Annotated in this window: 14 protein-coding genes and 3 rRNA genes; 3 read left to right on the forward strand and 14 right to left on the reverse strand. The window is 52.8% G+C overall.

The window, feature by feature from the left end; translation table 11 throughout:
- Window positions 1–428 precede the first annotated feature (428 nt).
- The 3 genes from AC4OVU_RS02265 (at window position 429) to rrf (ending at window position 5,262) form a co-directional block, all read left to right on the forward strand.
- Window positions 429–1,970 (forward strand): 16S ribosomal RNA (locus AC4OVU_RS02265).
- A 198-nt stretch (window positions 1,971–2,168) separates the two neighbouring features.
- Window positions 2,169–5,074: ribosomal RNA gene (locus AC4OVU_RS02270) — 23S ribosomal RNA — on the forward strand.
- 72 nt (window positions 5,075–5,146) lie between these two features.
- Window positions 5,147–5,262, forward strand: a 5S ribosomal RNA gene (rrf, locus tag AC4OVU_RS02275).
- The 16S, 23S and 5S rRNA genes sit together here, the layout of an rRNA operon.
- A gap of 107 nt (window positions 5,263–5,369) precedes the next feature.
- Here the strand turns inward: rrf and AC4OVU_RS02280 are convergent.
- The 14 genes from AC4OVU_RS02280 to AC4OVU_RS02345 form a co-directional block, all read right to left on the reverse strand.
- Window positions 5,370–5,987, reverse strand: coding sequence for a DUF2238 domain-containing protein (locus AC4OVU_RS02280; RefSeq protein ID WP_032671538.1), 618 nt, complete (start codon window positions 5,985–5,987; stop codon window positions 5,370–5,372).
- A 245-nt stretch (window positions 5,988–6,232) separates the two neighbouring features.
- Entirely contained in the window at window positions 6,233–7,075 is an 843-nt protein-coding gene (locus tag AC4OVU_RS02285) for a DUF4942 domain-containing protein (RefSeq protein ID WP_001548928.1), read from the reverse strand.
- An 84-nt stretch (window positions 7,076–7,159) separates the two neighbouring features.
- Window positions 7,160–7,357, reverse strand: coding sequence for a DUF957 domain-containing protein (locus AC4OVU_RS02290; protein WP_000839269.1), 198 nt, complete (start codon window positions 7,355–7,357; stop codon window positions 7,160–7,162).
- 11 nt (window positions 7,358–7,368) lie between these two features.
- Complete coding sequence (locus AC4OVU_RS02295) at window positions 7,369–7,857, reverse strand: DUF5983 family protein (protein ID WP_001547769.1); 489 nt, start codon at window positions 7,855–7,857, stop codon at window positions 7,369–7,371.
- Complete coding sequence (locus AC4OVU_RS02300) at window positions 7,854–8,231, reverse strand: TA system toxin CbtA family protein (RefSeq protein WP_000854726.1); 378 nt, start codon at window positions 8,229–8,231, stop codon at window positions 7,854–7,856. The genes AC4OVU_RS02295 and AC4OVU_RS02300 overlap by 4 nt, the downstream gene beginning before the upstream one ends.
- 89 nt (window positions 8,232–8,320) lie before the next feature.
- A complete protein-coding gene (gene yafW / locus AC4OVU_RS02305) occupies window positions 8,321–8,647 on the reverse strand; it encodes a type IV toxin-antitoxin system antitoxin YafW (protein WP_001548930.1) in 327 nt (108 codons plus the stop codon).
- A gap of 18 nt (window positions 8,648–8,665) precedes the next feature.
- Window positions 8,666–8,887 carry a DUF987 domain-containing protein gene (locus tag AC4OVU_RS02310; protein ID WP_000691994.1) on the reverse strand — a complete coding sequence of 74 codons (222 nt, stop codon included), beginning with the start codon at window positions 8,885–8,887 and terminating at the stop codon, window positions 8,666–8,668.
- A gap of 8 nt (window positions 8,888–8,895) precedes the next feature.
- Window positions 8,896–9,372, reverse strand: a complete 477-nt coding sequence (locus AC4OVU_RS02315; protein WP_000811693.1) for a JAB domain-containing protein — start codon at window positions 9,370–9,372, stop codon at window positions 8,896–8,898.
- Window positions 9,373–9,387: 15 nt separating this feature from the next.
- Window positions 9,388–9,846 (reverse strand): antirestriction protein, encoded by a 459-nt coding sequence (locus AC4OVU_RS02320; RefSeq protein ID WP_000211838.1) that lies wholly within the window; start codon window positions 9,844–9,846, stop codon window positions 9,388–9,390.
- Between the two features lie 97 nt (window positions 9,847–9,943).
- Complete coding sequence (locus tag AC4OVU_RS02325) at window positions 9,944–10,183, reverse strand: DUF905 domain-containing protein (protein WP_106642549.1); 240 nt, start codon at window positions 10,181–10,183, stop codon at window positions 9,944–9,946.
- 76 nt (window positions 10,184–10,259) lie between these two features.
- The gene (locus tag AC4OVU_RS02330) at window positions 10,260–10,727 is read right to left on the reverse strand and encodes a YfjT/YkfB family phage-associated protein (protein ID WP_001547765.1); all 468 of its coding nucleotides are present in this window, start codon (window positions 10,725–10,727) and stop codon (window positions 10,260–10,262) included.
- 28 nt (window positions 10,728–10,755) lie between these two features.
- Complete coding sequence (locus AC4OVU_RS02335) at window positions 10,756–11,193, reverse strand: YfjS/YafY family lipoprotein (protein WP_016154551.1); 438 nt, start codon at window positions 11,191–11,193, stop codon at window positions 10,756–10,758.
- Entirely contained in the window at window positions 11,193–11,429 is a 237-nt protein-coding gene (ypjK, locus tag AC4OVU_RS02340; protein WP_001115854.1) for a protein YpjK, read from the reverse strand. The genes AC4OVU_RS02335 and ypjK overlap by 1 nt, the downstream gene beginning before the upstream one ends.
- A gap of 36 nt (window positions 11,430–11,465) precedes the next feature.
- Entirely contained in the window at window positions 11,466–12,167 is a 702-nt protein-coding gene (locus tag AC4OVU_RS02345) for a DeoR family transcriptional regulator (protein ID WP_001548933.1), read from the reverse strand.
- Between the last annotated feature and the right edge of the window lie 49 nt (window positions 12,168–12,216).

Raw genomic sequence — 12,216 nt, forward strand, 5'->3', positions numbered from 1 at the left:
CACACCGGGATCGTCAATAGATTGTGGATAAGTCTGTGCGTAAAAAGGTATAAGGCGGGGTTTTGCTGGGGAATACAGCAGTCAGTCATTTTTTTGCAACTTTTCTGTTGCGGTCGCTCGGGAACTCCCTATAATGCGCCTCCATCGACACGGCGGATGTGAATCACTTCACAGACAACCCGGTCGGTTGAAGAGAAAAATCCTGAAAATCAGGGTTGACTCTGAAAGAGGAAAGCGTAATATACGCCACCTCGCGACAGAGCGCTGAAGCGCGTCGCAACTGCTCTTTAACAATTTATCAGACAATCTGTGTGGGCACTCAAAGTGACATGGATTCTTAATGTCCTCGGACACTAAATGAATACCAAGTCTCAACGAGTGAACACGTAATTCATTACGAAGTTTAATTCATTGAGCATCAAACTTTTAAATTGAAGAGTTTGATCATGGCTCAGATTGAACGCTGGCGGCAGGCCTAACACATGCAAGTCGAACGGTAACAGGAAGCAGCTTGCTGCTTCGCTGACGAGTGGCGGACGGGTGAGTAATGTCTGGGAAACTGCCTGGTGGAGGGGGATAACTACTGGAAACGGTAGCTAATACCGCATAACGTCGCAAGACCAAAGAGGGGGACCTTCGGGCCTCTTGCCATCGGATGTGCCCAGATGGGATTAGCTAGTAGGTGGGGTAACGGCTCACCTAGGCGACGATCCCTAGCTGGTCTGAGAGGATGACCAGCCACACTGGAACTGAGACACGGTCCAGACTCCTACGGGAGGCAGCAGTGGGGAATATTGCACAATGGGCGCAAGCCTGATGCAGCCATGCCGCGTGTATGAAGAAGGCCTTCGGGTTGTAAAGTACTTTCAGCGGGGAGGAAGGCGATAAGGTTAATAACCTTGTCGATTGACGTTACCCGCAGAAGAAGCACCGGCTAACTCCGTGCCAGCAGCCGCGGTAATACGGAGGGTGCAAGCGTTAATCGGAATTACTGGGCGTAAAGCGCACGCAGGCGGTCTGTCAAGTCGGATGTGAAATCCCCGGGCTCAACCTGGGAACTGCATTCGAAACTGGCAGGCTAGAGTCTTGTAGAGGGGGGTAGAATTCCAGGTGTAGCGGTGAAATGCGTAGAGATCTGGAGGAATACCGGTGGCGAAGGCGGCCCCCTGGACAAAGACTGACGCTCAGGTGCGAAAGCGTGGGGAGCAAACAGGATTAGATACCCTGGTAGTCCACGCCGTAAACGATGTCGACTTGGAGGTTGTGCCCTTGAGGCGTGGCTTCCGGAGCTAACGCGTTAAGTCGACCGCCTGGGGAGTACGGCCGCAAGGTTAAAACTCAAATGAATTGACGGGGGCCCGCACAAGCGGTGGAGCATGTGGTTTAATTCGATGCAACGCGAAGAACCTTACCTACTCTTGACATCCAGAGAACTTTCCAGAGATGGATTGGTGCCTTCGGGAACTCTGAGACAGGTGCTGCATGGCTGTCGTCAGCTCGTGTTGTGAAATGTTGGGTTAAGTCCCGCAACGAGCGCAACCCTTATCCTTTGTTGCCAGCGGTTAGGCCGGGAACTCAAAGGAGACTGCCAGTGATAAACTGGAGGAAGGTGGGGATGACGTCAAGTCATCATGGCCCTTACGAGTAGGGCTACACACGTGCTACAATGGCGCATACAAAGAGAAGCGACCTCGCGAGAGCAAGCGGACCTCATAAAGTGCGTCGTAGTCCGGATTGGAGTCTGCAACTCGACTCCATGAAGTCGGAATCGCTAGTAATCGTGGATCAGAATGCCACGGTGAATACGTTCCCGGGCCTTGTACACACCGCCCGTCACACCATGGGAGTGGGTTGCAAAAGAAGTAGGTAGCTTAACCTTCGGGAGGGCGCTTACCACTTTGTGATTCATGACTGGGGTGAAGTCGTAACAAGGTAACCGTAGGGGAACCTGCGGTTGGATCACCTCCTTACCTTAAAGAACCTGCCTTTGCAGTGCTCACACAGATTGTCTGATGAATGATGAACTTCTGAATGTACTTTTGAGTGCATTAAGAAGTTTTGCTCTTTAAAAATCTGGATCAAGCTGAAAATTGAAACGACACACAGCTCATGTGTGTTCGAGTCTCTCAAATTTTCGCAATCAGAAGTGAAACATCTTCGGGTTGTGAGGTTAAGCGACTAAGCGTACACGGTGGATGCCCTGGCAGTCAGAGGCGATGAAGGACGTGCTAATCTGCGAAAAGCGCCGGCGAGGTGATATGAACCCTTGACCCGGCGATGTCCGAATGGGGAAACCCAGTGCAATCCGTTGCACTATCGTTAGCTGAATACATAGGTTAACGAGGCGAACCGGGGGAACTGAAACATCTAAGTACCCCGAGGAAAAGAAATCAACCGAGATTCCCCCAGTAGCGGCGAGCGAACGGGGAGCAGCCCGGAGTCTGAATCAGCTTGTGTGTTAGTGGAACGGTCTGGAAAGTCCGACGGTACAGGGTGATAGTCCCGTACACGAAAATGCACATGCTGTGAACTCGAAGAGTAGGGCGGGACACGTGGTATCCTGTCTGAATATGGGGGGACCATCCTCCAAGGCTAAATACTCCTGACTGACCGATAGTGAACCAGTACCGTGAGGGAAAGGCGAAAAGAACCCCGGCGAGGGGAGTGAAAAAGAACCTGAAACCGTGTACGTACAAGCAGTGGGAGCCTCTTTATGGGGTGACTGCGTACCTTTTGTATAATGGGTCAGCGACTTATATTCTGTAGCAAGGTTAACCGTATAGGGGAGCCGAAGGGAAACCGAGTCTTAACTGGGCGTTAAGTTGCAGGGTATAGACCCGAAACCCGGTGATCTAGCCATGGGCAGGTTGAAGGTTGGGTAACACTAACTGGAGGACCGAACCGACTAATGTTGAAAAATTAGCGGATGACCTGTGGCTGGGGGTGAAAGGCCAATCAAACCGGGAGATAGCTGGTTCTCCCCGAAAGCTATTTAGGTAGCGCCTCGTGAACTCATCTTCGGGGGTAGAGCACTGTTTCGGCTAGGGGGCCATCCCGGCTTACCAACCCGATGCAAACTACGAATACCGAAGAATGTTATCACGGGAGACACACGGCGGGTGCTAACGTCCGTCGTGAAGAGGGAAACAACCCAGACCGCCAGCTAAGGTCCCAAAGTCATGGTTAAGTGGGAAACGATGTGGGAAGGCACAGACAGCCAGGATGTTGGCTTAGAAGCAGCCATCATTTAAAGAAAGCGTAATAGCTCACTGGTCGAGTCGGCCTGCGCGGAAGATGTAACGGGGCTAAACCATGCACCGAAGCTGCGGCAGCGACACTTATGTGTTGTTGGGTAGGGGAGCGTTCTGTAAGCCGTTGAAGGTGTGCTGTGAGGCATGCTGGAGGTATCAGAAGTGCGAATGCTGACATAAGTAACGATAAAGCGGGTGAAAAGCCCGCTCGCCGGAAGACCAAGGGTTCCTGTCCAACGTTAATCGGGGCAGGGTGAGTCGACCCCTAAGGCGAGGCCGAAAGGCGTAGTCGATGGGAAACAGGTTAATATTCCTGTACTTGGTGTTACTGCGAAGGGGGGACGGAGAAGGCTATGTCAGCCGGGCGACGGTTGTCCCGGTTTAAGCATGTAGGCGGAGGTTCCAGGTAAATCCGGTACCTTATTAACGCTGAGGTGTGATGACGAGGCACTACGGTGCTGAAGTGATAAATGCCCTGCTTCCAGGAAAAGCCTCTAAGCATCAGGTAACACGAAATCGTACCCCAAACCGACACAGGTGGTCAGGTAGAGAATACCAAGGCGCTTGAGAGAACTCGGGTGAAGGAACTAGGCAAAATGGTGCCGTAACTTCGGGAGAAGGCACGCTGATGTGTAGGTGAAGCCCCTGCGGGTGGAGCTGAAATCAGTCGAAGATACCAGCTGGCTGCAACTGTTTATTAAAAACACAGCACTGTGCAAACACGAAAGTGGACGTATACGGTGTGACGCCTGCCCGGTGCCGGAAGGTTAATTGATGGGGTTAGCGGCAACGCGAAGCTCTTGATCGAAGCCCCGGTAAACGGCGGCCGTAACTATAACGGTCCTAAGGTAGCGAAATTCCTTGTCGGGTAAGTTCCGACCTGCACGAATGGCGTAATGATGGCCAGGCTGTCTCCACCCGAGACTCAGTGAAATTGAACTCGCTGTGAAGATGCAGTGTACCCGCGGCAAGACGGAAAGACCCCGTGAACCTTTACTATAGCTTGACACTGAACACTGGTCCTTGATGTGTAGGATAGGTGGGAGGCTTTGAAGCGTGGACGCCAGTCTGCGTGGAGCCAACCTTGAAATACCACCCTTTAATGGCTGGTGTTCTAACGTAGACCCGTAATCCGGGTTGCGGACAGTGTCTGGTGGGTAGTTTGACTGGGGCGGTCTCCTCCCAAAGAGTAACGGAGGAGCACGAAGGTTGGCTAATCCTGGTCGGACATCAGGAGGTTAGTGCAATGGCATAAGCCAGCTTGACTGCGAGCGTGACGGCGCGAGCAGGTGCGAAAGCAGGTCATAGTGATCCGGTGGTTCTGAATGGAAGGGCCATCGCTCAACGGATAAAAGGTACTCCGGGGATAACAGGCTGATACCGCCCAAGAGTTCATATCGACGGCGGTGTTTGGCACCTCGATGTCGGCTCATCACATCCTGGGGCTGAAGTAGGTCCCAAGGGTATGGCTGTTCGCCATTTAAAGTGGTACGCGAGCTGGGTTTAGAACGTCGTGAGACAGTTCGGTCCCTATCTGCCGTGGGCGCTGGAGAATTGAGGGGGGCTGCTCCTAGTACGAGAGGACCGGAGTGGACGCATCACTGGTGTTCGGGTTGTCATGCCAATGGCACTGCCCGGTAGCTAAATGCGGAAGAGATAAGTGCTGAAAGCATCTAAGCACGAAACTTGCCCCGAGATGAGTTCTCCCTGAGACCTTGAGTCTCCTGAAGGAACGTTAAAGACGATGACGTTGATAGGTCGGGTGTGTAAGCGCAGCGATGCGTTGAGCTAACCGATACTAATGAACCGTGAGGCTTAACCTTACAACGCCGAAGGTGTTTTGGCGAAGAGACAGACAATCAAATTTCAGCTTTGATACAGATTAACAGAATTTGCCTGGCGGCTTTAGCGCGGTGGTCCCACCTGACCCCATGCCGAACTCAGAAGTGAAACGCCGTAGCGCCGATGGTAGTGTGGGGTCTCCCCATGTGAGAGTAGGGAACTGCCAGGCATCAAACAAGTGAAGAGGCCATCCGGAAGGATGGCCTTTTTGCGTTTGTTTACTGAAAAACGGCAGGCCGGGTAAGGCGAAGCCGCCACCCGGCAACTCAGAGCGTACTATCCCTGACAAACATTAAAACGAAGCAATTGCCGCTGATGGAAACGCCCAAGGATCAGCACCGTCGTTAACGCACCAAGCAGCGCGCAAAACATATCAGACTGGGTATCCCATGGATCGCCCTGCGTCCCCAGAAAATCATCCGCACCCTGTCCCATAGCCAAAGCTGCCCACCACTCAATGAGTTCATAGGTGGCGCTAATGGCCAGAGCAACACAGCACACCAGAAATCCCGTCATCTTATGTCCACGAACATACCCACCGCGCAGCAGAATTTCTCGCGCTGCCAGGGCGGGAACCAGCCCCTGGAAGAAGTGACCGAGCTTGTCATACGGATTTCGGCTAAGCCCGAGCATCTCCTGAACCTCAAAACCAACCGGAACCTTTGCATAGGTGTACATACCACCAACCATCAGAATGATGGCGTGGAAGAAAACCAGGGTATAGAGAAGGGGAGTGAGGGGGTATCGCCGGTGCGTGGCAAGCAGAAGTGGGATGATGATAATGACGGGCGTCACCTCCATCAGCCAGGTGACACGATCGCTCGTGAACAGGCCGGTATAAAACAGGATCATCAGCAGGAGCAGTGACCCGACTTTTAAAGCAGATAAGGTCATATCATTTTCATTGTCAGGGAAAAAAATCACTATTACCTGACAGAAGGGAAAATTCAATGCGTAGCGGATACAGAAAAGCAAAAACCCAGCCATAGGCTGGGTTCTTTAAATAGTGGTGCCGGACTCGGAATCGAAAATTTCTTTTATCATATTGATATTAATATAATTTATTTGGTTTGATTAAAAATGTACCCTCAATTATACCCGCAGTCCCTTTTGATATCGAAAGGGAATCACACTCGGGATCAGGCTGAGAGCACAGAAGGAAAGTACCTGGCTATTATATCGTTAATTCTGTCAATCAGTTCCAGCCTTTTGAAAGTGATGTGTGCAGATCCCTTCTTAAAGTATTTAATGATGAACATCTCGTCTTCATAGCGCTCTTTACCCTGAACGGACTGGATGTGACCATCCAGACGAATAGTGATGTTTTCCCGGTTGTCGGGGATCGGTTTGCCGCTGAACAGGTGTAGCATTCTTTCCAGATCGGCAAGTCGATCGGCCTGTTGCCCGCTGTTCAGATGAAGCCCCCACCGGTCCCACCTCACCAGATTGTTGACGATAATTTTACTGCCAAATTTACAGGGTGAGTTGGTTTTGTAATCCCAGCTCAGTCCCCTGAAGACGTTGATCACCCCTCGCTCAAACACCTCATCCTTATTCTGGTGCAGTTGTTCGAATGTACTCAGGATATTCGCTTCACTGATTTCCGGAAAATTATCATATTCCAGTGATCGGTACCATGTGTCCCGGGCCTGCGCATCCATCAGACTCAGCATCCCGGAACGTTGCATCAGGTCACGCCAGATTTCTCGATCGAGATTGCGGGTGATGGCTTTCATTGCTGCTTCCGGTTTTTCCATCAGCCAGCAGCCACAGCGAAAATTCTGTTTCATCGCCCAGTCCAGGGCGGTTTTGCCGCCAATGCCTGCTGTCAGCACTGAGATTTCTGCCAGTTGCCGGATAAGCGTTTCGGTTTGTTGCAGTGCTGCATTCCGTACCGTCACAACGTGTTGGATACTGGTGGAGCAGATAACGTCCGTATGCCCGGTGACCACTTCCGGACGGGAGATTGTGATGTCTGACATTATCGGTTTTCCTTTTGGTTTATAAACGAAAACGCCAGCTGTATTCAGGCTGGCGTCAGGGGAATGAAGTATGGTGAGTGATATTCACCGGTTCTGGTGCAGAAGCTGCAGATGACGAAGAGCACGGACATCCTTCCGGGCCTGTTCGATGCAGGGCAACAGTGCTGCTGAATCCGTTCTATCCTCATCGTTGTCAAAGATAATTCCCGATTCGCAGTCGATATTGTCCTGTAGCCACGCAATCAGAATATCCAGTGCGGTTTCCGTGGTTAATGATTTCATGTTGTTCCTGGTTACCAATCGAAAGTGGGCTGGTCCGGCAGACATTCAGCGCTGGCATCCAGATGAATGAGACTGACGCCATAACGTTGGATGAGTGTGACAACCAGACGACGGAACGTTTTTGACAACCCCAGGCGTTTAAGCCGCAGAACCGGATATGACCACGCATCGGTACGTAACAGATATCCGCTACCTGTGAAATGAATCCATTCTGATTCACCGAAGTCACTGGTCTGGTGTGACAGCGAGTACAGCCAGGCGTTATCCTTTTCCGTGATATGTGCGGTACTGCAGCGTATGCCGGCAAGGGTTGCAAACGGTGGTAGTGTGCAGGTTGACTGTTGGTCGGATTCCTCCACCACGCGGAGTGAATAACCGTTTTCAGCGACCTTGTTAATCAGTTCAGTGAGATTAACACCATCGACATCAACGACAATTCGCCCCATGTTCAGTGCCTGCACATTAATGCTGTCGGCTTCCAACGTCAGGGCCAGTTTCATTGTTTCGCCTCCGGATGCTTCCCCTGGGTAATGTTATTTACCGTTCTGTAGTTATCGCGGGTCATCAGGCCGGTTGCCCTGCGAGCCCGGAGAATATCAATACTGTTTATTAACTGAGAGCGGGTACAGGCGCTGAATCCCGGCTGGTCGGTACGTACCAGTGCGTATTTTTCAACGAGAAAGTTCACCGCATCACACAGTGAAATGCCAGCTTCAATATGCTGCTCAATCACACGTTCATCGGCGAACGGTGTGTCATTCAGCGTAAGGCCGTAATGCTGGTCCAGCAACCGGGACAGCAGTGTCTGCCAGATGGTGACGGGAGACGGGCAGCGCGATGCCTCCCGTACGTGTGTGTCGGGTAATGTTTTCATACTGAAGATTTTCCTGATATGCAGAGATGAAAAATGGAAAAGTGGCGTGGTGAAAACACCAGGCCGGAGCAGAAGATTATTCTGATGATTTACTTTTTCGTTTCGGGCGTCGGATAAACAGCCAGATAAACGTAACCACAGGAGCCGAAGGTGTCGGCTTCGCAGGTTAAATCGTTGTGGTACAGGGTAACGCAGTGGGCATGGTGGGGGCTGAGTTCACCGGTGGTCAGCATCGATTCCATCTGGCGGATAAAGTGCGGGAATGTTTCATCCAGCTTCCGGCATTCGATGTCACTGAACTTGCCGGTGATGCTGGCCCGGTCAGCCAGATAATGCAGTCGGTTGCCTTCCTGCACCAGACGGGCTCCCAGGCGCAGTGTAATCTCCCGCTGCAGGCCCCTGGTAGGGTTGCTCATTACAGTTCTCCACTATTGTCAGTTCAGGGTGATGCTCATCAGGCAGGTATAGGGCCCATTGCGGTCCTGGCGGCGTTCGGCGTATACCGCGAGGACTCCGGCGATATCCGGAACGTCCCTGCCGGTGTAATGACAGACGCTACCGTGCCACTGGTATTTGCCGGTGCAGTAGCGAAAGATTCGGGACTCAGGATGCTGGCGGTATATCGTCATTGCCCTGCGTTTACTGATAATTTTCATGTAATACCTCAAAGCAGACCGTGTTCTGCGAACGAATAGATTTGCCTGCCACCAACAATCAGATGGTCAGGGACACGGATATCCACCAGCTGAAGTACCTGAACCAGTCGCTGCGTGAGGGTTTTGTCGGCCTGGCTAGGTGTCGTCTCGCCGGAAGGATGGTTATGCGCGAGTATCACCGCCGCCGCGTTGAAGTGCAGAGCACGTTTGACCACCTCCCGGGGATGCACCTCGGTGCGATTAATCGTGCCGGTGAAGAGCGTTTCATGGGCAATCAACTGATTCTGGTTGTCCAGATACAACACCCGGAACTCTTCCCGCTCAAGCGCGGCCATATGCAGTCGCAGCCATTCACGTACGGCGTGGGTAGAGGTGAAGGCTACGCCGGGCTCATGCAGGTGGCGGTCCAGAGCCCTGAGCGCCCGCTGAATGAGACGCCGGTCCTGTGGCGTCATCTCGCCGGGTAAAAAGGAAAGCTGTTTCATCTGTTGCTCCTTCGGTCAGTCGATAATACGCAGAATGGCGTGAGCCTCTGGATGTTGCATGGCATACTCCCGCAGGCGGTAATAGTGTGCGGTCATCGCGTCACATTCTGTACGGCAGGCATGGTGGCTATACGCAATCAGGCAGACAGCAATACCTGCTGCTTCTGCACTCATTTGGGCATCGTTACCGTTCAGGCAGTTAAACAGACGCCATGTCTCATCGTTGTCAGGCTCGGGGGACATAAATGCGCCGCCATTGCTGAGGGTGTAGAACGACCAGATACCACCGCTGTAGCCCTCACAGAAGCGGTCCATCCAGGCGAAGATATGCGGCTCCAGGAGTAGCCACTGCGGGATAGCGCCAAAGTACTGTGGCCAGAAATCGATACGCTGTTCATCGGGGACCGGCGTGACGGTCAGTTCAAATTCGGGTTGGTTAGCGGGTGCGAGGTCGTGCTGCGTCTGTGTTGTCATGGGTATGTCTCCGTCAATAAAAACGCCAGCGGCGATGGCTGGCGTATGGGGATATAAAGTGTGTTCGGGGAGGTGAATGCGGGTAAATGCTTCGCGATCAGCGGGTGGCCGTGTCTGTACGGATGCCTGAGGTGCGGATATAGCGGTTAAGACCTTCACCGACATCCGGCTCAAAGTTCCATGCCCGCCAGACCATCCGGCCTTCAGTATCACGAACCACCAGACGGAAGTGACTGCCCTGGTCGTCTTCGAGTGTGATATTGCTGTACGTGGTAGTGACCGCTTGCGCTTGTCTCCGGGTGAAAGGCCCCGGTGGCAGCAACACGGATTGGGTCATTTTCGGGCTCCTGATAAAAGAAAACCCCGGCAGCCTGCTAGCTGTCGGGGTGGATTTGCTGGGGCAGATACTACTATCAGTCGTTGCTGCAGTCTCCGAGAGTGGACAGAACTTTCTCAGCGTTCTTCCGGTCCGCAGTGAAGGTCCCTGCTTTGTGGTCATTGACGTAGACGTCGAACTGCCCGGCCTCAGAGATATTGCTGATGAAGTCAAACCAGGCGTTATCGCCGTTACGCCAGCCTAGGCTGGACGGAATAATGTACTGCTGGTGATCCATCACTACGGTGATAGTAGTGTCGTCATCGTGCGAACTGACCATCTTGTCATCGGCAAGGGTAAGAAAGACTGAATGCTGATAGAAACCATTCTGGTCCGGGTTCCCTGTGCAGTTGATGGTAAACGTCTTTCCGCTGGCTTCGGTCACGCTGTATTCCGTATTGCCCTGACCGTAACCCTGCTGCCAGAACCCCGGGATAGCAGAGGCATTAAAGCTCGCGAGCAGTACACCCGCCAGCATAAACCGACTTAGTGAAAGTATTGTCATTCTTGTCTCCTTTGTCGTTGTTTTATTCCTAGTTCTCAGGGTTTGAGGGTATCAGCAGTCGCCCCATCAGTTTGCCGTCATGGGCGTACTCAAAGTATTTTTCTTTGGTATACGGGTCCGTCACCTCCTGGTATTCCAGTTTGATGTTATCGGCAATACACAGCGCATTCATCAGTGGCTGGACGGTTTTTTCCTGCATATCCACGAGGTAGTAGTAACTGCCATCCTCGCAGCCATCGGGCGACTGGCGGGTACGTAAAACCTGCAAGGTGGGACCGGATAAGTAGTCAACCTGTGACCATTCTTCGCTGACATCATCCTGGTGGCTGACCACATCACTGAAACGCGGTGGGGTGAGGTCCTTAAATTTACTGATGGCCTTCAGGTCATCACTTCTGTCATCGCATGCGATGAGAAACAGAGTGGTGGCAACCAGCGCCAGCAGAGGCAGTGTTTTACGTTTCATTATTTTTTTCCTGAAATCAGACGAACCACTTTGGCAAAGACATAAATGCCGACGAAAATACCCACCGGCACGCCGACGAACGGTGTCAGTGCGACACTGGCCGCACCGGCTGCCCCTCCGCCCGTCAGCAGTGCGGCAACGGTGGCAAGGGTCAGGGCCGTGAGGCTGTCGGACACCCCGGTTTTGTTCAGAATGATGACGATGACAACAATGGCGATAATGGCAATAAATGGCATAGGCTCTCCCTGCGGATGAGTTGAGATAGACCTGCACTATTCCGGTGGGCTGTCGGCCGGAACAAACGCAAGCAGCGACTGCTGGATAAAGCGAAAATGGGGTAAGGCCTGAATAAACACCGGGTCTTCAACCAGACTGCACAGACTGTCGTTGCGGCGAAAAGACTCCTGCAGGGGTTGAACCAGATGGATTTCATCCAGGGTGAATACGGCGATATGTCCGTCGTGCTCTGCCACCAGATACCAGGCCTGCTGGTGGATAAGTAACCGGCAGGGAGCCAGCCGCTCACAGCGCTGCCCCTCGGCAATCAGCGTCACCCGCCTGCGCCCGGTAATGGCCTGAATCAGTCGCCAGAAAGACAATGCGCCTGATGGCGAAGGAGCCGGACTGGCGGGTGCGATTACGCAGGGAGACTCATCGCACATCAGCAGTGCGTTTACCAGACGACGGTCAAAGCCAGGGAAAAGACCGGCCATCCCGCTGCGGTGGGCAAAGATAAGCACGTCGGGCACCATCTGCGTCTCACTGCCCGCAGTACGTAAGCGGCAATATCCGGACTGATACTCCAGGTCCAGATACATCAGCCGCTCACGAAAATCACGCCGCAGCGTGCGCACCGACACACCAAACTCAGCGGCAAGCTTACGCACACTCAGCGTTTCCCCTGCCACCAGACGGCTGATTATCAGTGACAGCCTGACAGCCAGCCGGTCATGGCGGCGTTCTGCCTGTGTCATGAGACGTTCTCCGTGAAAGTTAACTGACTGAAAATGATGTGATTACTTT

This window comes from Enterobacter sp. 6722112 (genome assembly GCF_058661685.1).

What these genes read in the sequence shown, in the direction of transcription:
- AC4OVU_RS02280 (WP_032671538.1), bottom strand. Translation starts at nt 5,987, where the DNA reads ATGACCTTATCTGCTTTAAAAGTCGGGTCACTGCTCCTGCTGATGATC.
- AC4OVU_RS02285 (WP_001548928.1), bottom strand. Translation starts at nt 7,075, where the DNA reads ATGTCAGACATCACAATCTCCCGTCCGGAAGTGGTCACCGGGCATACG.
- AC4OVU_RS02290 (WP_000839269.1), bottom strand. Translation starts at nt 7,357, where the DNA reads ATGAAATCATTAACCACGGAAACCGCACTGGATATTCTGATTGCGTGG.
- AC4OVU_RS02295 (WP_001547769.1), bottom strand. Translation starts at nt 7,857, where the DNA reads ATGAAACTGGCCCTGACGTTGGAAGCCGACAGCATTAATGTGCAGGCA.
- AC4OVU_RS02300 (WP_000854726.1), bottom strand. Translation starts at nt 8,231, where the DNA reads ATGAAAACATTACCCGACACACACGTACGGGAGGCATCGCGCTGCCCG.
- yafW (WP_001548930.1), bottom strand. Translation starts at nt 8,647, where the DNA reads ATGAGCAACCCTACCAGGGGCCTGCAGCGGGAGATTACACTGCGCCTG.
- AC4OVU_RS02310 (WP_000691994.1), bottom strand. Translation starts at nt 8,887, where the DNA reads ATGAAAATTATCAGTAAACGCAGGGCAATGACGATATACCGCCAGCAT.
- AC4OVU_RS02315 (WP_000811693.1), bottom strand. Translation starts at nt 9,372, where the DNA reads ATGAAACAGCTTTCCTTTTTACCCGGCGAGATGACGCCACAGGACCGG.
- AC4OVU_RS02320 (WP_000211838.1), bottom strand. Translation starts at nt 9,846, where the DNA reads ATGACAACACAGACGCAGCACGACCTCGCACCCGCTAACCAACCCGAA.
- AC4OVU_RS02325 (WP_106642549.1), bottom strand. Translation starts at nt 10,183, where the DNA reads ATGACCCAATCCGTGTTGCTGCCACCGGGGCCTTTCACCCGGAGACAA.
- AC4OVU_RS02330 (WP_001547765.1), bottom strand. Translation starts at nt 10,727, where the DNA reads ATGACAATACTTTCACTAAGTCGGTTTATGCTGGCGGGTGTACTGCTC.
- AC4OVU_RS02335 (WP_016154551.1), bottom strand. Translation starts at nt 11,193, where the DNA reads ATGAAACGTAAAACACTGCCTCTGCTGGCGCTGGTTGCCACCACTCTG.
- ypjK (WP_001115854.1), bottom strand. Translation starts at nt 11,429, where the DNA reads ATGCCATTTATTGCCATTATCGCCATTGTTGTCATCGTCATCATTCTG.
- AC4OVU_RS02345 (WP_001548933.1), bottom strand. Translation starts at nt 12,167, where the DNA reads ATGACACAGGCAGAACGCCGCCATGACCGGCTGGCTGTCAGGCTGTCA.